The following is a 22,377-nucleotide window of genomic DNA, read 5'->3' on the forward strand; positions in this document are numbered from 1 at the left end:
GAGGTGGCCGATCCCGTCGACGCCGCCGAGGTACGGGACACGACGCTCCGGCTCGCCCGGCTCGGACATACGGACGAGTGCCTCGACCTGTGGCGGCGCCCCGAGACGGCCACCGACGAGAACCTGGCCTGGCTCGACCGGGTCGCCTGGGAGGCGATGGACGCCCGGGACTACGCCACCGCTGGCGAGCTGGGCCGCGTGCTGGCCCTCGCCCGCTGGCGCAGCGGCGCCGACGCGGACGGACGCCCCACAACGTCAGCGGAATCGCTGCGCCCGCTGCCGGTGCCCCACCTGTCCGTCGCCAAGCTGCGGCACGACATCGAGCAGCTGCGTTACCTCCGCGCCCGCGGCCTCCTCGGCGAGGGGTACGACCTCGTCATCGGCAGGTACGAGACGGTCGCCGAACGACTCGTCGCCGAGGGCGAGTTCGGCCAGACGCCCATGGCGGACGAGGACCGCGCGGCGATCGGCCACGTCTACAACCGCCTGCTGCACCTCGGAACCGCGCCCCGCCTGGACCGGGCGCTCGCCTGCGGCTGGGACCGGACGGCCGTGCAGGCGCGCTACCTCGGCGACGGCTTCGGTGTCGTGGTGATCGACGACCTGCTCACGCCCGAGGCGCTGGACAGCCTTCGCGCGTTCTGCCTGGAATCGACGGTCTGGTCCGCCAACCGGTACGCCCACGGGCGGCTCGGCGCGTTCTTCCGGGACGGCTTCAACTGCCCGCTGCTGTTGCAGATCGCCGAGGAACTGGCCGAGGCGCTGCCCGAGGTCATCGGTCACCGTTATCCCCTGCGGCAGCTGTGGGCCTTCAAGAACGGACCCGACCTGCCGCGCTCCGGCCACACCCACGCGGACTTCGCGGCGGTCAACGTCAACTTCTGGATCACCCCGACCGAGGCGAACCTCGACCCCGGCAGCGGCGGTCTGCTCGTCCACCGCGCCGACGCGCCCGCCGACTGGGACTTCGACACCTACAACGGCCGGCCCGACATCATCGGCTCGTACCTGGAGACCCGGCAGGTCGGAGCGGTCCGCATCCCCTATCGCGCGAACCGGGCCGTCCTCTTCGACTCGGACCTGTTCCACGGCACCGACGGCGTACGGTTCCGGCCCGGGTATGAGAACCGCCGCATCAACATCACCATGCTGTACGGCGAGCGAGCGGACGACGTCCACCACCGCAACCCCCAGGGCGACTCCGGCCTGCCGACCGGCGCCGGCGGAGCGGCGGCCTGGCGCTCGGGAGCCTTCACCCGGGCCCGGTCCCGGCCGCGACGCGCATGACCTCCCAATACGGCCAGGACCTGTTCGTGGTCCGGGCCCTGAACGGGCTGCGGGGCGGCTTCTTCCTCGACTCGGGGGCCTCGGACGGTGTGGACGCCAGCAACACCCACCTGCTGGAGACCTCGTACGACTGGTCGGGCATCTGCGTCGAACCGAACCCCCGCTTCTTCACCGAGCTCGTCCGCAACCGCCGCTGCCACAGCGTGAACTGCTGCCTCTACGACCGGGCGGGAGAGGTCGACTTCGTCGAAGCCGGCACGGTCGGCGGCATCCTGGACGAGTACCACCCCGTCCTGCTCGACTGCGCCCGCCGGCTCCTCGGCACCGTCCCCGACCGGCCGCCACCGACCGTACGACGACCGGCCCGCACCATCCGTTCGGTACTGCGCGAGTTCGGAGCGCCGTCGGTCCTCGACTACTGGAGCCTGGACACCGAGGGCTCCGAGCTGGCCCTCCTGCGGAGTTTCCCCTTCGACGAGTACGACGTCCGCGTCCTCACCGTCGAACACAACTGGCTGCCCGCCCGGTCCGCGGTCCGCGACTTCCTCGAAGGCCAGGGCTACCTGTGGGCCGGTGAACTGGGCTGCGACGACTGCTTCGTCCGGCCCTCACCCGTCACGGCGACGGGCCCCGCCTGGCGCAGCGCGGCGTGGCGTCACCGCCGCCTCGCGTGATCCGCGGGCGCGGTGACGACCCGCGGGAGCGCCTCGGGGTGCTCGCGCGCGAGCCAGCGGACGAGCTCCTCCCGCACGGCGCAGCGGGTCGTCCAGAGGTCGTCGGCGTCCTTGGCGGTCACGAGCGCGCGGACGGTGATGCCGGTGGGGGAGGTGTCCGTGACGGCGAGGTCCCAGCCCCGGCCGTCCCAGGTGGGGCAGAGGCCGAGGAACTCCCTCAGCCGTGCGCGCATCGGCGCGACGGGCGTGGAGTGATCGCAGTGGACGAAGACCGTCCCGGTCACCTCCGCGCCGCCGCGCGACCAGTTCTCGAACGGCCGCGAGGTGAAGTACGAGACCGGGAGTGTGACCCGGCGCTCGTCCCAGGTCCGTACGGTGAGGAAGGTCAGGGTCACCTCCTCCACCTGTCCCCATTCGCCGCCGACGACGACCGTGTCGCCGATGCGGACCATGTCGCCGAATGCGATCTGGAATCCGGCGAAGAGGTTCCCGAGCGTCGATTGCGCCGCGACGCCCGCGACGATGCCGACGATCCCGGCGGAGGCGAGCAGGGAGGTGCCCAGGGTGCGGAAGGACGGGAAGGTGACCAGGGCCACGGCCGCGGCGAGCACGCCGACGGCGACGGCCACGACCCGCATGATGAGCGTGACCTGGGTACGGACCCGGCGCACCCGGGCCGGATCGCGGGACCGTACGGCGTAGCGTGCGTACGAGGACTCGACGACGGCCGAGGCGACCCGCACCGCCAGCCAGGCGCCGCCACCGATCAGGCACAGCAGCAGGACGTGGTCGACGACCTCCCGGTGGTCCCGCAACGGCGCCCAGTCGGAGGCGCGGTGGGACCACCTGAGCAGGGCGGTCAGCAGGACGACGTACAACGGCGGGCGGCACCGGCGCAGCAGCCCCCACAGCGGGGTCTCGGCATGGCGCGCGTCCGCGCGCCGCGCCAGCCGGTCCGCCGCGCGACCGACGGCGAGGGTGACCAGCACCGAGCCGCCGAGCACGATCGCGAGTCGAAGCAGGCTCTCCATGGCTCCCCAGTCGACGAGTGGAACACGGCCGTTCCCCTCGTCTCACCGCCGAGCCGCCCGCCAAACCCACCGCGCGGGGTGCCTCGGCCCGCAGGAACCGGGCGGCTCAGGAACCGGGCGTCCTCTGCTCAGCCGCATCCTCTCGCGACCCGTGCCGGGCGTCGACCGGAGGAGCACGTCAAAGCATCGAGATTCGACGCCGTCACACACACGCCATCCACGAGGGTGGCCCGCATACGCCCCGGATACGAGCCGGCACACGCCGAGAACATGTGTACGCGGCACCCTTCACGCATACTGGTTCAGCCCCCTGCCGCGCTCGCCGAGCGAAGCGTCCCGCAGGAGAGGGCCGCACCCGGCGAGCAGCGGAAGGAGACCGCCATGCTCCTCAGCCACGCCTTCGAGGACGGCGTCCTGCACATCACGCTCCTGAGCGATCTCGACGTCACCAGCCGAGCAGCGGCGGTCCTGAGGACGGAAGCCCTCTTCTTCACCCATCGCCCCCGGCTCGTCCGCCTCCAGCTGCCCACCTCCGACCCGTCCCCCGCCACCCTCAGCGCGCTGGCCCGCGCGCGACGGCTCTGCGAGGGCCAGGGAATACCCCTCACGGTCGTCGGCCCCGCCACCATCGCCCGCCCGGCCGGCTCGACAGCGGCGTGACCGTCTGCTCGCAGCGGCCCTGGCCGGGTGGCCCCGGCCCGGACCGGAAACCGCCCGTTTCATCGCCCTGCGAGGGGTAACCCGCGCAGCATGAACACTTTCCCGCCCGCCCTGCGGTCGGTACTGCCCTCCGCGCAGGAGCCCGGGCTCATCCTGAGGGCGATGGACCGACTGGAGAACTCCCCGCGTGCCGACCGTCTCGTGGATGGCATGCGCGGAACCGTACGGAAGGTGCCTCTCGGTGCCTCCCGGGACGTGCTCCACGGACGATGGCTCGGTCACCCGGTACACCCTCTGCTCGTGCAGCTCCCCATCGGCGCGTGGCTGTCCGCGGCGGTCCTCGACCTCCTGCCCGGCCAGCAGCGCGCGGCACGGGTGCTCGTCGGCGCGGGCCTCGCCGGGGTGCCCGCCGCGGCCGTCGCCGGCTGGGTCGACTGGGCCGAGCTACGGCGTCCGCAGCAGCGCGTCGGCCTGGTCCACGCGGCTGCCAACGTCGTGGGCGTATCGCTCTACGCCGCCTCCCTGATCGCCCGCTGCCAGGGCCGCTACCGGCGTGGCCGGGTCTGGGGCTTCTGCGGCCTGGCCGTGACCGGCGCGACCGGTGCCATCGGTGGGCATCTCGCGTACCGGCAGGCCGCGGGCGCGAACCACGCCGAACAGGTCAGCGTGCTCGTCCCGCCGGGCTGGCACCCGGTCGCGGCTTTCGCGGACCTCCCGCCGGGCCGGCCGCGCCGTGGCCATGTCGGCGAGGTGGCCGTGGTCGTCGTACGGACGGACGACGACACGGTCCGGGTCCTGGCGGAGCGGTGCAGCCACATGGCAGGTCCGCTCGCCGAGGGCGAGATCGTCGACGGGTGCGTGCGCTGCCCCTGGCACGGCAGCACCTTCCGCCTGACCGACGGCTGGAACGTCACCGGCCCGGCCACAGCTCCCCAACCCGCCTTCGACACCCGGATCATCGACGGCCGCGTCGAGGCCCGCTTCCGGCAGCCACGACACAGGAGCTCGGCATGACCTCGTGCGACGTCGTACGTGGCTCCGCGGGCGGCGGGCGGTCAGCCGCCGGTCGGCGCGAGGTGGTCGACCGGCGGTGGTCGACCGGCGGTGGTCGACGAGCGACCCGTCAAACTGGTGATCGAAACCGGGTGGGTGAGTGGCTATGATCTCCGCAGCAAGGCCGTAGCGCAGAGGTCGTCGCGCCCACGCATCGAGCTGGAGGACGTCGGTTCGAATCCGACCGGTCTTGCGCCTGCTTGATGTCGACGCGGACGCCGGGCCCCGGCGAAGGACCGGTGGAGTGGTGATGACCCAGCCGACAACGCCCGTACGCTGCCCCGCGATCGAGCACCCCGATCTGCCGCTCGCCGACCCCGCGGGGCTCGCGCCGCTGACGGCCCGGCTCGCGGACGCGCGGCCCCTCACCGCCGACGAGACGTTCCCCCTCGGCACCCTGCGCGCCGACGGCCGCGTGGACCTGTGCAAGCAGGGACTCGGCCCCGACGGCGCCGCCCGGCTGCTACCCGCCGCCACGGTCTCCCCGCACGCCGTGCACCTGCTCCTCGGCACCAACTCCCTGGGCGACGACGGCGTCCGGTCGGTCGCCGGCGCACTGGTCGCGGCGTGGGACGCCGGCGCCTCCCACGGCATCCACACCCTCTACCTCGGGTGCAACCGCATCGGTCCGGCCGGCGTGGCCGCGCTCGCCGGGGCACTCGCCGACGACACCACGGTCCGCGCCCTGTGGCTCAAGCGGAACCCCGTCCTGGAGGCCGGTGCCCACACCGTCGCCGGACTGCTGCACCGCAACACCACCTTGCGCACCCTGGACTTGGTCAATTCCGGAATCGGCCCGGCGGGCGTACGAGTCCTCCTCGACGCCCTTCTGGACCGGGAGGCCCCGCTGGAGCGGCTCTTCCTCGGCGGCAACGGCCTGAGTGCCGCCGACGCGCCGCTGCTCGCCGCACTCGTCCGCGACGCCGGCGTCCGCGAGCTCTACCTGACGGCCAACCACCTCGGCGACGAGGGCACCGCCGTCCTGGCCGCCGCGGCCGACCCCGCCAGGCCGGTCCGGCTCGGCCTCGGCGGCAACGGCATCGGCCCCGGGGGCGCCCGTGCCCTCGCCGACGCCCTCGACGGCATCGAGACCCTCGACCTCGGCCGGGCCATGTCGGAGCGCAGCCTCGGCTCCACCGGCAACACCACCGGCGACGACGGCGCCCGCGCCCTGGCCGACGCCCTGCCCGGCAGCCCGCTGCGCCGCCTCGAACTGCGCCACACCGGCATCACCGGTCGCGGGGCGAAGAGCCTGCTCGGCGCATTGCCCGAAGGGCACCGCCTCGAGTACGTGGGGCTCGGCCCCGGCCTGCCCCGACGCGTCAAGCGGTCCTTCGCCGAGCGACTGCGCCCCGCCCGGCCGACCCACCCCGACCTGCGCGCGATCGGCAGCGTGTACCGATGAGTTCGCCCCGCGTACCGACGAATCCGCAACCGGCGCCGCCCGGGCTCCTCGCGCCCGCCGACACCTCCGCGTGGGCCCGGATCCGCCGCTACGCCGTCCCGCGCTGGATGATCGAACGCGCCACTGAGGCACGCCTGGCCGGTGACTGGAAGGCCGCCTGCGCCGTTGCCGCGACGGACGTCCCGGACGAGCTCGACCCGGAGCGGATCGCCGACCGGTACGGCGCCGATGTCGCCGCCCGGGTGGCCGACGACCTGCTCCACCTGGCCCCGGACCTGCTGCGCTGGCACCTGCCGCGTGCACTCGGCGGCCACACCACGCTCACCGCCGCCCGGCGCGTCGTCCTCGCCGCGTACGGGAGCACGGGACCCGTCCTGTCGCTGACGACCTCCCCGATGCTGGCAGGGCCGCAGCGGCTCAGGCTGCACTTCGGTCCCGCCGTCGAGCCTTCGCGCGACCGGCTCCACGGCCTGACGTACGGCACCGAGGACTGGACAGCCGCCCGCCGCTTCTGGGACGCTCGCCGCACCGCCGAACTGCGCTACAGCGCCGGCTCCGTCGACTCCGGCCGCGTGCCCTTCCTCCACCCGGACGGCACCCCGCTCACCCCCGAGGAACTGCCCGCCGCGGACCCGGGGGCCGCCGACCCGGCGGCCCGCGCCGAGTGGGTCGCCGTGCTCCAGGCGCGCGGCGCCCACGTGGAGGCGTACGCCGCCGCCGGACTCGACCTCGACCTGACCACCCCACCCCGGGGCCCCCGCTCCTACCGGGACCTCGACGTCGCCGAGCTCGTCCGCTTCGTCGTTCCCGACCTCACGCGCCTGGCCCCCGAGATCCGCCTGCTGGAGCGGGCCGGACGCGGCACGCGGTTCCGCATCCCCGTGGAATGGCGCGGCCACCTGCACATCGCCCTCGACCCCGCGGACGCCGACGGCGCCCCGGCGCACGTCGTCGGCCGGGAGCGAGGGCAGGAGGAGAACTCCCTCCTCCTGCCGGAATACGCCTGGCAGCGACTGCCCGACATCGGCCTGCTGCGCGCCGGCCGGATCCGGCCCGAGGACCTGCACCCGTCGGTCACCGCCGCCCTGTTCCCCCAGGCCGGACCCGCCGCCGGGCCGACCGGCCCGAAGCCGCCCGCGCCGGTCCGGGTCCGCTGCGGCGGCGTGTGGCACGAGGTCGTCTCCAGGGACGGCGTACTCGACATCCCGCACACCGAGCAGGAGCAGCAGCGCGAACTCGCCCTGCGGGCCTTCGGCGGCACCATATCCGGCTGCTTCGCGGCCCGGCACGCCTGGACCAGCGGCGAAGGACGGCTGCCGCGCGCCCTGCGGGCCCAGCAGCGCGAGCTGTTCCAGCACGTCCAGCACGGGGACACCCCGGCCGTACTGGCGCTGCTCGACGCCGGCACGGACCCCCGTGTCCGCGACCGCTCCGGACGCGGCCTGCTGCACCTCCTCCACCTGCTCGACCACGGCATGCTGCTGCCGCGTCTGCTGGCCGCCGGCCTCGACCTGGAGGCGAGGGACAACACCCGGCGCACCCCGCTCCAGAACGCCGTCCACTGCGGAGGAACGGCCGCCCTGGTGAGGGATCTCCTCGACGCGGGTGCCAGGACCGACGTGACCGACGACATGGAGCTCTCGCTCGCCCAGGTCATCCGCCGCTACGAACGAACCGACCTGATGTTCCTGCGCCGGCTCGTGCTGAAGGAACACCCCGGCATCGGTTCGGAGTGGTTCGACGACTACATGAGCGAGCGCGACTCCGAGCCCGACTGGGACGCGGAGGACGAGCCTTCCGCGGAGGACGAGCCGTCCGAGGGGGACGAGCCGTCCGAGGGGGACGAGCCGTCCGAGGGGGACGAGCCGTCCGAGATGCTGGGCTGTTCCGAAGGACCCCACGACGAGGACACCCACGCATGACCGGCTTCCCTCCCGTACCCGCCGCCCTCGCGGCCGCCGACGCCCTCAACGCCCGTCTGCGCGCCACGCGGACCGAACCGGCCGGCAACCCCCAACTGGAGGCCCTCGCCCTGGCCGTGACGGCCAATCAGCCCGTCCTGCTGTGGGGTGAACCAGGCATCGGCAAGTCCGCGGGCATGGAGCAGCTCGCCGCCGCACTCGGCGTCCACCTGGAGACGGTCGTCGCCAGCGTCCACGAGCCGTCCGACTTCGCCGGACTGCCGATCGTCGGCGACGACCCCGCCGTCTCGGGCGTGCCGATGGCCCCGCCGGACTGGGCCGTCCGCCTCGCGCGCACCGGGCACGGCCTGCTGTTCTTCGACGAGCTGTCCTCCGCGCCGCCCGCCGTGCAGGCCGCCCTGCTCCGCGTCGTCCTCGAACGCCGGGTCGGCAGCCTGGCCCTGCCGGAGCCGGTACGGATCGTCGCCGCCGCCAACCCGCCCTCCAGCGCCGCCGACGGCTGGCACCTCAGCCCGCCCCTCGCCAACCGCTTCGTCCACCTCGACTGGACGCACGACCCGCGCACCGTCGCACGCGGCATGGCGGGCACCTGGCCCGAGACCGTCCTGCCCACGGTGGATCCCGGGCGAGTCTCCGGCGCGGTCGCCCGCGCCCGCGGCGTGATCAGCGGATTCCTGACCGCCCGGCCCGGCCTGGTCCACCACATGCCGAAGGACGCCGAGAGCCGCGGCCGCGCCTGGCCGTCGCCGCGTACATGGGAGATGGCGCTGCGCCTGCTCGCCGCCGGGTACGCGTCCGGCGCGGGCCGCGACGCGCAGGCCGCGGCCCTGATGGGCGCCGTCGGCGAGGCGGCCGGCATCGAACTCCTCTCGTACCTGGAGAACCTCGACCTGCCCGACCCCGACCGGGTGCTCGCCGACCCGTCCGCCTTCGCCCTGCCCGAACGCGGCGACCGGCAGCTGGCGTTCCTCATCGCGGTCGTCGCCGCGGTGCAGAGCGAACCCACCCGCCCTCGCTGGGAAGCGGGTTGGGACGTCCTCGCGAAGGCCGTGGACGCCGGCGTGCCCGACGTGGCCGCGCGGGCCGCCCGCGACCTGGCCGCCCTGCGCGAACCCGATTGGCCGATCCCTCCCGGGATCGACGCCTTCCTGGAACTGCTCCAGCTCGCCGGCGCCCTGCCGGGCGCGCGCTGACCGGGCGCCCCGTGGCTGCCACCGGGGGACCGGCCGACGGCCTTGACCGCGCCAAGCTGCTGGCCGCGCGTTACAAGGCGGCCGAGGCACGCCCGTACCTCGTCTCCGCCCTCTACGCGTTGACGGTCGTCGCCTCCCCGCACGTGCGCACGATGGCCGTCGACCGCCACTGGCGCTGCTACGTCGCACCCGCCTTCGTCGGCGCGACCGACGTCGAGGAGCTCGCCGGGGTGTGGATCCACGAGGCCGCGCACCTCCTGCGCGACCACCACGGCCGGGCCGACCGGCTGCCCGCGGCCGACCAGCGCGACCGCCTCCGGGTCAACATCGCCCAGGACTGCGAGATCAACGACGACCTGATCTCCGACGGCCTGCGTCTGCCCGAAGGGCGCATGGAGCCGCGCCTGTTCGGTCTGCGCGAGGGGGGCCTCTTCGAGGCGTACCTGCCCGGCATCCCGGCCACACCGCACCACTCGGTGGACTGCGGGTCCGGCGCGCACGGCGTCCCGGCGCCCTGGGACCTGGGGGAGCGCGGCGGCGAGGGCGTGGCCGGGATCGGCCCGGTCGAGGCCGAGGCCCTGCGCCGCCAGACCGCCGAGGCCGTCCGCGCGCACCGGCGTTCCCGGGGATCGGTGCCGGCGGGCTGGCGGCGCTGGGCGGACGAGGTCCTGGAACCCACCGTCGACTGGCGCAAGGCCCTGACCGGCGCCGTACGCGAGGCCGCCGCGTGGGCCGGCGGCTCGGTCGACTACACCTACCGGCGCCCGTCGCGCCGCACTCCGGCGCTCGGCGGCCGCGTGGTGCTGCCCAGCCTGCGCCGGCCGCTTCCGCGCGTGGCGATCGTCGTCGACACGTCCGGCTCGATGCGCGAGGACGACCTCGCGGCCGCGCTCGCCGAGGTGTCGGGCGTGCTGCGTGAGGTCGGGGTCGGCGGCAACCGGGTCGCCGTCCTCGCCTGCGACGCCGACGTCCACGCCGTCGCCAGGGTGACCGCCGTCGACCAGGTCGAACTGGCGGGCGGTGGTGGCACGGACATGACCGTCGGCATCCGTGCGGCTCTCGCCGCTCCCGAACCGCCGCAGATCGTCGTCGTGCTGACCGACGGTCACACACCCTGGCCGCCGGAACCCGTCTCCTGTCGCCTCATCGCCGCCCTGATCGGCGAGGACGCTCCCCAGCCCCCCGCCTGGGCCGAGACGGTACGGGTCGCCTCCCCGGCCGCCCGCTGAACGCCGTCGGGCCGGGCGACGCTTCGAAGCCCGGGCGCAGGGCGCTCACGCTGACCGAGCCGGCCGGCGGGATCCTCCCGTGGTCAGGCGGAGGTGAAGACGCCCTCGGCGGCCTCGTCGAGGACGAATCCGTTGTCGAGGCGGACGCGGACGGTCACGCGGAGCCCGCGCTCCCGATAGGCGATCCACTCGGGTTCCAGAGAGCCGATCTGCTCCTCGAGCTGCTTCCTGCTCCCCGGCGGCATCTGGTGGCCGAAGTCGTCGAGGAGCGACTTCAGCCGTACGTACTCGCGGACTTCCTTGCTCTGCTCATCGTGCTCGTCGACCCGCTCGACGGTGCCCTCGGTACCCGCCGCCAGGGCGAGGAATCCGGCGACGGCCCCCGTCTCCGCGGGAGAGCCCTCGCCCAGGGTGACCGAACCGGCCAACCGGACATCCGCCGCCAGCCGCACCCGCTGGCCCTCTTTCCACGTCATCGATCCTTCGTCTCTCCGCTCGGCCGGGCCACGGCCACCTACGCGCGCGAGCCGGCCCGGTGATGCCATTATCAGCGGTCGATCGCAGACTGCGCGGCCCGGTACCGGGCATCTCAGCGGGCCGGCCTCCGTCATCGCCTGAGCATGGCCAGACAACGACACCAGCAGGCAGTGCGCCACGCGGCCGTAACCGCCGTGTATGCCTGCGCCGTTCGCGCCGCCGCGTCGCCGGTCAACCTGACCGGCGGGCCGACGTGTACGTGCAGCCCGGGCCGTCGCAGGGGTGCGGTGGCGAGGCCGGCGACCTGCTTGGCCGTACCCCCCGAGGCGACGCGGCGCGCACCCGCTTGACCGATCGGTACGACCGGGGCGCCCGTGCGGTGCGAGAGGCGGGCGATGCCGCTACGGAAGGCTTCCGGTGGTGCCTCGGTGGCGTCCCTGCGGCGCGGAAGGCCGCCCTCCGCGTAGACGAGCACCACTCGCCCGTCGGCGAGCGCTGCCGCGGCGAGGTCGAGGGTGTCGGCGGCGCGGGCGCTGTTGCGGTGCACCGGGATGTGGCCCTCGCGGGTGAGCGCCCGACCGAGCCAGGGGACGCGCCACAGCCCGGCCGTGGCCGCGACGACCGGCTCGACGCCCAGACGGTGAAGCGCGGCGAGGACGATCGCCGGATCGGCGAGCGAGGTGTGGTTCGCGACGACGATGCTGCCGGGGGCGAACTCCGCGCGGGCGTCCGTGCTCACGGTGAGTCGGCCCACGGCCGGTACCAGGGCTCCGGCGATACGGCTGAGCACGTGATCTCCCCGAGGTCGGCGACGGGACTTCCTCCATGTTCGGCACCGCCCGCCGCCTCGGCCTGAGCTCCGGTACTCAGCGGCCGGCCGTCTCCCTACTCAGTGGTCGGCGATCAGGGCGGCGAACTCCTCTTCGGTGAGGACCCTGGTGCCGAGTTCCCGGGCCTTGGCCAGCTTCGAGCCGGCGTTCTCGCCCGCGACGAGGATCGTCGTCCTCTTCGACACGCTGCTCGACGTGGTGCCGCCGGCGTTCTCGACGAGCTCGTTCATCTGCGTGCGGTTGCGTCCGGCCAGCGGGCCGTTCATCCCGCCGGTGACGACGACGACCGCGCCGTCCAGGGGCTTGCCGCCGGCGACGCTCGCGGCTTCGGCGACGGGTTCGGTCATGTTCACCCCGGCGGCGACGAGCTTGTCGATGACCGGACCCATCGCGGCGATATGCGCGGCGATCTTCGGGGCGTTCGCGCCCGGCAGCTTGTTCACCTGCCCGAGCTCCTCCGCGTCCGCGGCGCGCACCGCGTCCATCGTGCCGAAGTGCCGGGCGATCTCGCGCGAGAGCGTGCGCCCGGTCCGTACGATGCCCAGCGCGCAGAAGACCCGGTTCAGCGGCTTGGCCTTGGCCTGGCCGATCTGCTCCAGGAGGGCGTCCGCGCGCTTCTCGCTGCGGGTCGCCTCGGCCAGCTGCTCGCGGGTCAGCGTGAACAGGTCGGCGACGTCGGCGACGCACCCGGACTCGACGAGCGCCTCGATGTACGTCGTACCGAGCCCGTCGACGTCGAGCTGGTCACGCCCCACGGCGTAGCGAAGGGCCGCCAGCAGACCACAGCCGCCGCCCGCGCCGTCGGCGCACTCCCAGCGCTCGCCGGACGTGTCGATGTCCCCGCCGCACTTCGGGCACGCCTCGGGCAGGACGATGTCCGTCTCCTCGCCGGTGCGCAGGGCCACGACCGGCGCCTCGATGCGCGGGATGATGTCGCCGGCCTTCCACACCATGACCGTGTCGCCGATCATCATGCCGCTGTCGCGTATGAACGCCGGGTTGTGCAGGGTCGCGTACTGGACGACGCTGCCGTCGACCTCCACCGGTTCCAGGACGGCGCGCGGGGCGATGATGCCGGTGCGTCCGACGTTCCACTCCACCGCGACGAGCTTCGTCTGCGCCTCGACGGCCGGCAGCTTGTAGGCGATCGCCCAGTGCGGGTGTCGGGTGGCGAGCCCGGCCGCCGCCTGCTCGGCGAAACTGTTCGCCTTGATCACGACGCCGTCGATCCCGAACGGCAGGCCCGCGCGCAGCCTGCCGATCTCGTCCACGCGGGCCTGGACCTCTGCCAGCGTCTCGTACACGCGCAGCCCGACCTCCGTCACGGCCGTGGTCTGGACGCCCAGGGCCCGGACGTGCTCCATGACGTCCTCGTGCGTCTCGCCGTGCGGGAACCCGGCCCCCTCCAGGGCGATGGCGCCGTAGCCGAAGAAGGTCGTCTCGATGACATAGGGGCGGTCCTTGGCGCGCAGGGTGCCGGCCGTGCCGTTGCGCGGGTTGGAGAACACCTTCGCGCCGTGGGCGAGCCGGGTCGCGTTGGCCTTCTCGAACTGCGTACGGGTCAGGAGGACCTCGCCGCGTATCTCGCATGTGGCTGCGGTCGGCAGGAGTTCGGGCAGGCCGACGATGCTGCCGATGGCGTGCGAGAGGTCCTCGCCGTGCGTGCCGTCCCCGCGGCCGACGAGCTGGACGAGGCGGCCGTCGCGGTAACGCGCCGCGATCGCCGCGCCGTCCAGCTTCGGCTCCACCGCGTACCCGCCCTCGGCGGGGCCGCCGATGCGCCGTGCCAGGGAGGCGTCCCACTTCACCAGCTCCTCGGCGTCGAAGACGTTGTCGAGGGAGAGCATGGGCACGGTGTGGGCGACGTCGCCGACCGGCGCCACGCCGCCGCCGACCTTGCCGCTCGGGCTGTCGTCGCGCCGGTGCTCCGGGTGCTCGCGCTCGTACGCGGCTATCCGGCGGGCCAGGGCGTCGTAGGAGGCATCGCCGAGAACGGCCTCGCCGTCGCCGTAGTACGCCCGGGAGGCGGCGAGCGCCTTGGACACGGCCGCGTCGTACGCGGTGCGGTCGGCCAGGGGAGCGGCAGGTGCAGCAGTCGTCGTCATGCGTCGATCTTTGCGCAGGGGTCTGACAACGGCGTTCTTCGTCCTGGCGCCGCGAGAACCGATTCGCCTTCCGGCTCGTCTTGGGAAGCGATCTCCAACGGACGGATGGGCATGGTGGATTCGGTGGGCCGCGGTGTGAAGCGGGGGCGCGTGCTCGCCGTGCTCGCGGTGCTGACGGCGGGACTCCTGGCGTTCCCCTGGACGGTCCCCAACTCCGTGGGTCACCTGGGAAGCCTGGGGGAGACGTTCCTGCCGTGGCTGGGCCTGGTGGTGCCGGCGCTGTTCGGCATGGCCCTGCTGCGCCGCTCGGCCATCGCGCTGGTGGCCCTGCTGCTACCGGTGGCGGCCTGGACCTACCAGTTCGGCGGCCTGCTCCTGCCCACGGCGAAGGGCGGCGCCCACGACCTCGTGGTGGTGCAGCACAACGTCAGCGACGAGAACGCCGATCCGGCCGGCACGGCCCGTACCCTCGCCGACGCCGGGCCCGACCTCATCGCGCTGCAGGAACTGGTGCCTTCGGCACTGCCGGTCTACGAGAGGACCCTCGCCCCCGGCTATCCGTACCACGAGGTCCGGGGCACCGTCGGGCTCTGGTCGAAGCATCCGCTCAGTGACGCCCGGCTGCTGGACATCAAACCCCGCGGTATCGCGGAGGAATGGAACCGCGGTCTTCGGGCCGTGGTCCACACGCCACGCGGCGAGATCGCGGCCTACGTCGCGCACCTGCCCTCGGTACGCCTCGGGGCGAGCGGACTCGCGTCCTCCCTGCGTGACGAGAGTGCCCGACTGCTCGGCGACGCCATCGCCGGCGAGAAGCAGCAGGCGGTGATCCTGCTCGGAGACCTCAACGGCACGACCGACGACCGCGGACTGGCCCCGCTGACCTCGCGCATGAGCGTGGCGGACGGTGACTTCGCCTTCACCTTCCCCGCCGGCTTCCCGCTGGCACGGATCGACCAGGTCATGGCCCGCTCCGCCACCGTCGGCCCCATGCACACCTTGCCCGCCACCGGCAGCGACCACCTGCCGGTGAGTGCCCGGGTCGCGCTGCGCTGAACTGGCGGGTGCGCTCCTGGACGGCCCGGCCGGACCGTACGGGCAGGTCCGCGCCGTCCTGTGTCGGCGCGGACCTGTCGTCCGTACGGCGGGCTCCGCTATGGGCGGGGCTACGCGGCGAAGCGCTCCGCGAGGGCCTTCGCGCGGGTGGTGGCCTCCTGGAGGGCGCGCTCGCGGGAAGCCTCGAAGAGGGGTACCAGCTCGGCCATGCCCGGGTTGTGCGGGGCCATGGTGAGCTCGGGGACGATGAACTCGACGTCGAGCGCGAGGGCGTCGCCGAGGACGGCCTTCAGGTAGGTCTGGACGTACTCGTAGGGCTCCCGCGGGGTGCCCGGCGCGTAGGAGCCGCCGCGGCTCGCCACGACGGTGACCGGCGTGCCCTTGGCGGAGGGGGTCTCGCCCGCCGTGCGGCCGAAGAGGATCACGTTGTCCAGCCACGCCTTGAGGGTGGACGGGATCGCGTAGTTGTACATCGGGGCGCCGATGAGCACCGCGTCCGCCTGCTCGAACTCCTCGATCAGCTTGACCCGCTCCGCGAAGGCGGCGGCCTGCTCGGGGGTGTGGGCGTCCGGGGCGGCGAAGCCGGCGGTGTGGGCCACGGCGGTGATGTGCGGGACCGGAGCCGCGGCCAGGTCACGGTAGATCACCGTGCCGCCGGGGTGCTGCTCCTCCCAGGCCTTGCGGAAGGCGTCCGTCACGGCGCGGGAGGCGGACGCCTGGCCCGGGAACACGGACGAGTCGATGTGGAGCAGGGTGGCCATGAGTGTCTCCAGAAAGGGTGAGCCCTCAGCGACGACGCCGGGCTGCGGTTTCGTATGCAACTACATTTACCATAGGTGCTTACTTTTTCTCAGCTCCCTACGAGAAGGGTAGTACCCTGGACCCATGGCGGCGGAGCAGACCCACGATGTGGCAGCGTGCAAGCGAGTGGACGAAGGCATCACCCGCGTCTTCCAGCTGCTGGGCAAGCGCTGGAGCGGCCAGATCCTGGCCGTGCTGATGGTCCAGCCCGCGCACTTCGCCGACCTGCGCCGCGCCATCCCCGGCATCAGCGAACGCATGCTCTCCGACCGCCTCGCCGAGCTCGGCGCCGCCGGACTCGTCCTGCGCGAGGTCGACGAAGGACCCCCGCTGCGCGTCTCCTACCAGCTGACCCCATCGGGCGCCGCACTGGAGCCGCCGCTCAGGGGCCTCGGCGAGTGGGCGAAACACCACCTGCCGCAGACCCCCGCCTGCGTGGAGACGGCGGGGTAGGTCATGTCGGCCGGACGCGTCACCGGATCCGCCGCCGGTCCGTCGCTCGCGCGGTTCGGACTGGGCACCGCCGCTGTCGGGCGGCCGGGATACATCACCCTCGGGCGCGATCTGGATCTGCCGGCCGACCGCAGCGTCGAGGCCATGAGGGCGCGGACGCACGCCCTGCTCGACGCCGCGTTCGCCGCGGGGGTGCGGTACTTCGACACCGCCCGGTCGTACGGCCGGGCCGAGGAGTTCCTCGGCGAGTGGCTGGCGGCCCGGCCGGACGCGGCCGCGCAGGTACGGGTGGGCAGCAAGTGGGGCTACACCTACACCGCCGGCTGGCGGGTCTCCGGCGCGGACGCGCACGAGGTCAAGGAGCACTCGGTGGCGGTCTTCGACCGCCAGATCAAGGAGACCCGGGCGCTGCTGGGGCCGAAGCCGGACGTGTACCTCGTGCACTCGGTCACCCCTGACAGCCCCGCGCTCACCGATCGGGCCCTGCACGCCAGGCTGGCCGCGCTGGCGACCGAGGGCGTCCGGGTGGGTCTGTCCACCAGTGGCCCGGCACAGGGGGACACCGTCCGGGCCGCGCTGGAGGTGACCGTGGACGGGCGGCCGCTGTTCACGGCCGTGCAGTCGACCTGGAACGTGCTGGAGCCATCGGCAGGGCCGGCGCTCGCGGAGGCGCACGCCGCCGGGTGGCTGGTGGTGGTCAAGGAGGCCATGGCCAACGGCCGCCTCGCCGACCGGAACGCCACTGGCCCCGACACCGCCGGCCTGCGTGCCGTCGCCGCCCGCTCAGGCACCTCCTGCGACGCCGTCGCGCTGGCCGCCGTGGCCGCGCGGCCGTGGGCCGACCTGGTGCTCTCCGGCGCCGCGACACCGGAACAGCTGGCCTCCAACCTCACCGCCGCCGGACTCGCCCTCGACGCCACGGACCTCACCCGCCTCGCCGCCCTGGCCGAGCCCGCCGAGACCTACTGGCGCACCCGCGCCGCGCTTCCCTGGTCCTGACGCCCGCGACCCACGGGTTCCAGGCGTCATCCCCCTCGGATCCTTCCGGCTTCAGTCGAGGCTCACCACCGCCTTGTGGGTGGCGGCGAGTGTCCCCGGCGTGATCCGGAGCCGCAGTGCGGATCCCGTGGACAGGACCTGCACCGCCGGGTCCTTGGAGGTCACGGCCGAGACCGGGCGGTTCCACGTGAGGTCGATCGTCGCGCCGTCGCGCAGCGGCCCGCAGACACAGATCGTGGCGGTGGTGCCGGACTCGCGGATCAGCACGGAGGCGGGGGCCGTGGCCGTGACCTGCCCCACCGTGCCGGCGAACCAGAGGTTGACCCCGGTGAACCCCAGCGAGGGGACGTGCACCCCCTGCTGTCGGTCGGTGTTGGCGAGGACGAGCCAGCCCGGGTCGGCGGCGCGCGCGGCCGTCCGGGCCTGGTCGGCGCCCGGCATCAGGAGGTAGGCGTACGCGGCCGCCGTCGGGTCGGTGCCGTGGTCGAACCACAGCGTGAGATAGCGGCGGGTGACCGGATCGGTCACGGAGCCCTTGTTGATGTCGGCCCAGGCGCCCGTACGGGACTCCCGCAGGGCCCTGAGCCCGCCGGCGCCGCCGGGGAAGACGTACCCGGCGTGACCGGCGAGGTGGGCCCACCGGGCGCCGGTGAGCGTGGCGCTCCAGCCGAGCGTGCTGGGCTGGGCCGTACCGTCGACGGTGAAGGCGTGGACGCCGCCGGCGCCGAGGTTGCGGTTCTCGACGACCGACTCGACGCCCGTGCCGTCGCGGCCCTGGATCCCGGCACCGAGACAGACCACCGCGTCGTCCAGGAAGAACCAGGACTTCTTGGCGACGAGCGTCGAGGACAGCCCCTTGAGGTACTGCCCGACGGCCGCGAACGTGCCGTCCGTCGTCCCGCCCACCCAGCGCACGTCCGGCCGGGGCGCGCCCCAGGTGCCGCCCTCGCCGTCGGCGAGCGGCTTGCGGGAGGCGGTCGTGCCGGGCAGCCGGTACGGGTCGACCGTCGGCCAGAAGTCGTCGGTGTACTGCCCGTTGGCGAAGGCGCCGCCCCACCAGTAGAGCATTCCGGAGCCGCTGTGCCAGGCGCGCAGGTTCTCGCCGTTGCCGTTCTCGTAGTACGTGATCCGGTTCGACGCCATGGAGAGACCGGCCGCCCAGCCGGGGCGGCGGTGCACGGCACGGTCCATGCCGGGAAAGAGACGGTGGCCGGACGGCTCGGGGCTCGCCGCGGCGGAACCGTCGTCGATGGTCTTCAGCCGGGCCAGGGCAGAGACGCCGAGCGCCGGACTGGCGAGCAGCGGGCTGAAGTAGTCGCGGGCGATCCAGCCCTTGACCATGCCCTCCCAGCGGGCCTTCTCGGCGGCCGACGCGCTCTGCGCGAGCAGCGCGACGCACGCGATGATCGAGTGTCCGCGCAGGTGGTCGTCCTGCCGGATCCCCCTGGTGTCCGCCGTCTGCACGCCCCGGCTGATCGCACGGCCCGAGACGGCGTCCATGGCCAGGCCGTTGAACAGGAAGGGCGCGTAGGCCTTCTCGACGGAGTCGAACACGACCTGCCGGCCGCTGTCCGTGACCTCCCACGTCGAGCCCTTGAGCAGGGTGAAGAGCAGCGACAGACCGCCGAGCATGACGGCGCCGTAGGAACCGGCGTAGGGGACGTAGGTGTGCTGGACGAAACTCCCGTCGGCGTAGAGGCCGTCGCCGGACGTGACGTACGGGAAGACCGGCGAGAGCGCGTCGCGGGCGAGCGCCAGCTTCGCAGAGGACTTCCCGACGACGCCGCGCAAGCCGAGGACGCGGCACAGGTCGACCCGGTTGGCACCGGTGGAGGTGCCGGTGTAACTCGCGACCGTGCTGTCCGGGACGAAGTGGTCCACGGCGGCGCAGTGTGCCGTGATGCGGGCCGCGCCGAGGAAGTCGTAGAGGAGGACGTCGATGTCGAGCAGCGCCTGCGGGATGCCGATCTGCCAGCTGTACCAATTGCCGTAGCGGGCCTGGCCGGCGTGGTACGCCTGGTCGTGGAGGTGGTCGAGCCCCGCGAGGATGTCGGCGCGCAGGCCGGCGTCGCCGGTGAGGCCGGTGCCGGGCTGCGCGTAGGCCTCGGTGAGGGTGCGCAGGCGGTTGTAGCTGGTGTTGAGGTTCCCCGAGTACGTGTACGACTCGGCGTCCGTGTCCGGCTCCGGGTCGGCGTAGGGCAGATCCGGCCAGAGGGAGCCGTCCGCCCGGGCCATGGAGTCACGCAGGCCCCGGGCGGTGCTCCCGAGCGCCGCGAGCTTCGAGGCGAAGGGCTCGGCGGTGGGGGTGATGTTCGTGCCGAGGAGCAGATCCCGCCACTTCAGCCGCAGGCCGTCGTAGGCGTCGGCGCCGTACGCGGGCGTCGCGGCGGCCGCCGTCCCGAACGGCGCGGCGGCGCCCAGGGCTCCGCGCAGCAGGCCGCGGCGGGACAGCAGGGAGGCGGGGACGGAGGAGTGCATGGGGGAGGAACCTCCGGGGGAGTGCGGCGAGGAGGGGCCGCCCGCGCGGTCACGCGAGGCCCGGCGGCCGGCGGCGTGGCGCACAGCATGCCGGGGATAGAAAGCGATTGCTACCCCTGGGGCGGCTCAGTCGGTGAACGAGCCGTGCCGTCCCGCCCCTGACGTGAAGCGCGCGGCGCCCGAGAGGGTCTCGCCCGCCGACAGCGGCACCATGCCGTGCCGCAGCTCGGCCGCCAGCGCCTCGGACTCGGTCAGCCCGTGCTGTTCGCGTACGGACAGGCGGTCGTGGCGCAGGCACAGCTGCGGAAACGCGGCGATCTCCCGGGCGAGCTCCTCCGCCGCGTCCCGCGCCCGGCCCGGCGGTACGAGGCGGTTGGCGAGCCCGATCGCGTACGCCTCGGCAGCCGGGACCGGACGCCCGGTCAGGATCAGGTCCATGGCGCGGCTTTCGCCGATGAGCCTCGGCAGCCGGAACGTGCCGCCGTCGATCAGCGGCACCCCCCACCGGCGGCAGAAGACCCCCAGGACCGCGTCCTCCTCGACCACGCGGAGGTCGCACCACAGGGCCAGTTCGAGCCCGCCGGCCACGGCATGGCCGGCGACGGCCGCGATCACCGGCTTGGTCAGCCGCAGCCGGGTGGGCCCCATCGGGCCGTCGCCGTCGGGCGCCACCCGGTTCCCGCGCTCGGTGCCGACGGCCTTGAGGTCGGCGCCCGCGCAGAAGGTCCCGCCCTCGCCCCACAGCACGGCCACCGAGGCCCCGTCGTCCGCCTCGAACGCCCGGAAGGCATCGGCCAGTTGCCGCGCCGTCGGCCCGTCGACGGCGTTACGGGCACCGGGCCGCGACAACACCACGGTCGTCACGGGCCCGTCACGCTCGACGCGCACGGCGGGGGCGGTGTCCGGCTGCGCTGGGGTATCGGTCATGGCGGCATTCTCACGTGGGCGCGGCGCTGCGACCAGACCCGACAGGGGCCCTGCGCGCCTTCAACGCACCTCGACCGGCCGCGGTTCGGTCCCGCCCTGATCGAGGCGGAAGGGCGGATACGTGTCCGTCATGAGGGTCGCGTAGGCGGCGACGCGCAGGAGCCACCGGTTCAGGCCGACGATCAGGTCGAACAGGTCGCGTGGATACCGTGAGGTGAAGGCGAGGGCGAAGGCCGCGATGACCGTGAGCAGCGTGACCAGGCCGCCGCTCCACCAGCCGGCCCGCATGCCGCCGGTGAAGAACGCCAGCACCAGGTAGTGGGGGATGGCGAGCAGCCACCACTTGACCAGGACCAGCGGGCGCGAGAGCCGCTCCGGGTAGACGATGTCGAGGCGTGCCGGGTAGTCGGGTTCGGGGCCGAGGCTGAAGGGCGGGTAGCGGTCGGTGCCGAGGGCGCCGTACGAGTAGTACGAGACGCGCCAGGACCAGCGGAGCACGCCGAGGTTGAAGTCGAACAGGGGCCGCGGGAAGCGCTCGGTGAAGAGGATGGCGAAGAACGCGATCACCGCCACCACGAGGAAGGCGACCCAGAGGAAGAACAGCACGATCCAGTGCGGAATCACCAGGATCCACTTGACCAGCCACAGCCAGCGGGACAGCGGCGTGTCCAGCTCTGCCGTCACCGTCACCGCGGGGTGAGGGGGGTGAGGGGACTGCTGGGTGTCCATGGTCGTCACTTCCTCGCCAGGTCATCCTGCGCGTACGTCAGCCGTCGACGACACCCACCTCTCAGGATCACCCGTTTCCGCCGCCCTGGCTACTGCTGGCCCGCTGCCCGTCCGACCACGATGGACGCGCGCCGCATCACACGAGTCCGTGCCCCTTCCCACCTCGTCGGAGTCACCATGGCCCCACCGTCGGACCCACCTCGCCCACGCCGCTCCGGGGGGTCGATCCTGCGGGTCCTGCTGCCCATCGCGGTCCTGATCGTGGTGGCGGTATCCGTGGGCTCGTGGCTGCAGTTCACCGAGCGGCAGGCGGTCGACACGGTGCACACCGCCGGATCCTCGGCCGGCGACCGGGTGGACGTGGCGGCCGTCGTCCAACGGGTCGACGCCTTGGCCAACGAGCTGGTGCTGCGCGTCTGGGTCATCCCACGCGGGACCCTCGGCGAGGCGGAGGGGGCCGCCCCCGTGGCCGATCTCAGCCTCCAGACCTCCGGGGCCACCCTCGGCGACCTGGAGTTCACGGCGCACGAGCGGCTCGCGACCAGGGACGTGCAGGTCGCGCTCACGGGCGGGTCGATCAGCGACTACCCGTTCGACACCTACGAGACCGACATCGCGTTCCGGGCGCGGCTGGGTGGCAAACAGGTGCCGGTGCGCCTGCTGTTCTCCAACGACGACACGCTCTTCTCGGTCTCCGCGGAACCCGCGCCCTCCCGCCAGGAGGCCGTCGTGGCGGTGCGGCTGTCCCGGTCGGGCAGCCTGCTCGTCTTCGCGGTGTTCATGATGGTCGTCATGTGGGCGCTGGCGGCGTCCGTGCTCCTCGGGGCCTGGTACCTGACGACCCGCAGCAAGGGCGTCGTCTGGCCCGCCCTGGCCTGGATGGCCGCCACTCTGTTCGCCCTCGCGGCGTTCCGCAACACAGCCCCCGGCACACCCCCGATCGGCTGCGTGCTGGACTGGTTCGCCTTCCTCTGGGCCGAGACGATCATCGCCCTCTGCCTGATCACCGTGGTCATCAGCGGCGTCCGCACCGCCCTCCTGCCGGACGCGACCGAGCCCGCCCGGTGA

The 22,377-nt window shown here is 73.5% G+C and carries 20 protein-coding genes and 1 pseudogene; 13 read left to right on the plus strand and 8 right to left on the minus strand.

Annotation, left to right across the window (positions count from 1 at the left end; translation table 11 throughout):
• Positions 1–3: 3 nt before the first annotated feature.
• Positions 4–1,287, plus strand: a complete 1,284-nt coding sequence (locus ACIGEZ_RS19155) for a hypothetical protein (protein WP_399832495.1) — start codon at positions 4–6, stop codon at positions 1,285–1,287.
• Positions 1,284–1,961 carry an FkbM family methyltransferase gene (locus ACIGEZ_RS19160; protein WP_399832497.1) on the plus strand — a complete coding sequence of 226 codons (678 nt, stop codon included), beginning with the start codon at positions 1,284–1,286 and terminating at the stop codon, positions 1,959–1,961. The genes ACIGEZ_RS19155 and ACIGEZ_RS19160 overlap by 4 nt, the downstream gene beginning before the upstream one ends.
• Here ACIGEZ_RS19160 and ACIGEZ_RS19165 read toward each other — a convergent pair.
• The gene (locus ACIGEZ_RS19165; protein WP_399832499.1) at positions 1,943–2,992 is read right to left on the minus strand and encodes a mechanosensitive ion channel family protein; all 1,050 of its coding nucleotides are present in this window, start codon (positions 2,990–2,992) and stop codon (positions 1,943–1,945) included. The genes ACIGEZ_RS19160 and ACIGEZ_RS19165 overlap by 19 nt on opposite strands.
• Positions 2,993–3,373: 381 nt before the next feature.
• Between ACIGEZ_RS19165 and ACIGEZ_RS19170 the strand changes: the two genes are divergently transcribed.
• The 7 genes and pseudogenes from ACIGEZ_RS19170 to ACIGEZ_RS19200 all read left to right on the plus strand — a co-directional run bounded on the left by ACIGEZ_RS19170 (position 3,374) and on the right by ACIGEZ_RS19200 (position 10,454).
• Positions 3,374–3,652, plus strand: coding sequence for a hypothetical protein (locus ACIGEZ_RS19170; RefSeq protein ID WP_399832501.1), 279 nt, complete (start codon positions 3,374–3,376; stop codon positions 3,650–3,652).
• Positions 3,653–3,814: 162 nt separating this feature from the next.
• Positions 3,815–4,666, plus strand: a complete 852-nt coding sequence (locus ACIGEZ_RS19175; RefSeq protein ID WP_399832737.1) for a Rieske 2Fe-2S domain-containing protein — start codon at positions 3,815–3,817, stop codon at positions 4,664–4,666.
• A 159-nt stretch (positions 4,667–4,825) separates the two neighbouring features.
• Positions 4,826–4,898 (plus strand): annotated as a pseudogene (locus ACIGEZ_RS19180).
• Positions 4,899–4,955: 57 nt separating this feature from the next.
• Positions 4,956–6,110 carry a gala protein gene (locus tag ACIGEZ_RS19185; RefSeq protein ID WP_399832503.1) on the plus strand — a complete coding sequence of 385 codons (1,155 nt, stop codon included), beginning with the start codon at positions 4,956–4,958 and terminating at the stop codon, positions 6,108–6,110.
• Positions 6,107–8,032: an ankyrin repeat domain-containing protein gene (locus tag ACIGEZ_RS19190; protein ID WP_399832505.1), complete on the plus strand. Its 1,926-nt coding sequence runs from the start codon at positions 6,107–6,109 to the stop codon at positions 8,030–8,032. Before ACIGEZ_RS19185 ends, ACIGEZ_RS19190 begins: the two co-directional genes overlap by 4 nt.
• The gene (locus tag ACIGEZ_RS19195) at positions 8,029–9,225 is read left to right on the plus strand and encodes an AAA family ATPase (RefSeq protein WP_399832507.1); all 1,197 of its coding nucleotides are present in this window, start codon (positions 8,029–8,031) and stop codon (positions 9,223–9,225) included. The genes ACIGEZ_RS19190 and ACIGEZ_RS19195 overlap by 4 nt, the downstream gene beginning before the upstream one ends.
• Before the next feature lie 11 nt (positions 9,226–9,236).
• Positions 9,237–10,454 carry a VWA-like domain-containing protein gene (locus tag ACIGEZ_RS19200; RefSeq protein WP_399832509.1) on the plus strand — a complete coding sequence of 406 codons (1,218 nt, stop codon included), beginning with the start codon at positions 9,237–9,239 and terminating at the stop codon, positions 10,452–10,454.
• 83 nt (positions 10,455–10,537) lie between these two features.
• Here the strand turns inward: ACIGEZ_RS19200 and ACIGEZ_RS19205 are convergent, their stop codons facing one another.
• From ACIGEZ_RS19205 to ligA, 3 genes are all read right to left on the minus strand, one after another.
• Positions 10,538–10,930, minus strand: coding sequence for a hypothetical protein (locus tag ACIGEZ_RS19205; protein WP_399832511.1), 393 nt, complete (start codon positions 10,928–10,930; stop codon positions 10,538–10,540).
• A gap of 131 nt (positions 10,931–11,061) precedes the next feature.
• Positions 11,062–11,721, minus strand: a complete 660-nt coding sequence (locus ACIGEZ_RS19210; protein WP_399832513.1) for a lysophospholipid acyltransferase family protein — start codon at positions 11,719–11,721, stop codon at positions 11,062–11,064.
• A gap of 99 nt (positions 11,722–11,820) precedes the next feature.
• Positions 11,821–13,866 carry an NAD-dependent DNA ligase LigA gene (gene ligA, locus ACIGEZ_RS19215; protein WP_399832515.1) on the minus strand — a complete coding sequence of 682 codons (2,046 nt, stop codon included), beginning with the start codon at positions 13,864–13,866 and terminating at the stop codon, positions 11,821–11,823.
• 105 nt (positions 13,867–13,971) lie between these two features.
• Here ligA and ACIGEZ_RS19220 point away from each other — a divergent pair, with 105 nt between their 5' ends.
• Positions 13,972–14,922 carry an endonuclease/exonuclease/phosphatase family protein gene (locus tag ACIGEZ_RS19220; protein WP_399832517.1) on the plus strand — a complete coding sequence of 317 codons (951 nt, stop codon included), beginning with the start codon at positions 13,972–13,974 and terminating at the stop codon, positions 14,920–14,922.
• A 110-nt stretch (positions 14,923–15,032) separates the two neighbouring features.
• Here ACIGEZ_RS19220 and ACIGEZ_RS19225 read toward each other — a convergent pair whose 3' ends face one another.
• Positions 15,033–15,683: an FMN-dependent NADH-azoreductase gene (locus ACIGEZ_RS19225; RefSeq protein WP_399832519.1), complete on the minus strand. Its 651-nt coding sequence runs from the start codon at positions 15,681–15,683 to the stop codon at positions 15,033–15,035.
• Positions 15,684–15,807: 124 nt separating this feature from the next.
• On the opposite strand from ACIGEZ_RS19225, the gene ACIGEZ_RS19230 reads away from it, so the two are divergent.
• Both ACIGEZ_RS19230 and ACIGEZ_RS19235 read left to right on the plus strand, forming a co-directional pair.
• Positions 15,808–16,176, plus strand: a complete 369-nt coding sequence (locus ACIGEZ_RS19230; protein ID WP_399832521.1) for a winged helix-turn-helix transcriptional regulator — start codon at positions 15,808–15,810, stop codon at positions 16,174–16,176.
• Positions 16,177–16,179: 3 nt separating this feature from the next.
• Positions 16,180–17,175 carry an aldo/keto reductase gene (locus ACIGEZ_RS19235; protein ID WP_399832523.1) on the plus strand — a complete coding sequence of 332 codons (996 nt, stop codon included), beginning with the start codon at positions 16,180–16,182 and terminating at the stop codon, positions 17,173–17,175.
• 51 nt (positions 17,176–17,226) lie between these two features.
• Here the strand turns inward: ACIGEZ_RS19235 and ACIGEZ_RS19240 are convergent, their stop codons facing one another.
• The 3 genes from ACIGEZ_RS19240 to ACIGEZ_RS19250 form a co-directional block, all read right to left on the minus strand.
• Positions 17,227–19,653: a polysaccharide lyase 8 family protein gene (locus ACIGEZ_RS19240; protein ID WP_399832525.1), complete on the minus strand. Its 2,427-nt coding sequence runs from the start codon at positions 19,651–19,653 to the stop codon at positions 17,227–17,229.
• A 126-nt stretch (positions 19,654–19,779) separates the two neighbouring features.
• Complete coding sequence (locus tag ACIGEZ_RS19245; protein ID WP_399832527.1) at positions 19,780–20,580, minus strand: crotonase/enoyl-CoA hydratase family protein; 801 nt, start codon at positions 20,578–20,580, stop codon at positions 19,780–19,782.
• Between the two features lie 60 nt (positions 20,581–20,640).
• A complete protein-coding gene (locus tag ACIGEZ_RS19250) occupies positions 20,641–21,309 on the minus strand; it encodes a DUF4389 domain-containing protein (RefSeq protein WP_399832529.1) in 669 nt (222 codons plus the stop codon).
• 177 nt (positions 21,310–21,486) lie between these two features.
• Between ACIGEZ_RS19250 and ACIGEZ_RS19255 the strand changes: the two genes are divergently transcribed.
• Positions 21,487–22,377 (plus strand): DUF4436 family protein, encoded by an 891-nt coding sequence (locus ACIGEZ_RS19255; protein ID WP_399832531.1) that lies wholly within the window; start codon positions 21,487–21,489, stop codon positions 22,375–22,377.

Source organism: Streptomyces sp. NPDC085481 (assembly GCF_044541845.1).
Classification (GTDB): Bacteria; Actinomycetota; Actinomycetes; order Streptomycetales; family Streptomycetaceae; genus Streptomyces.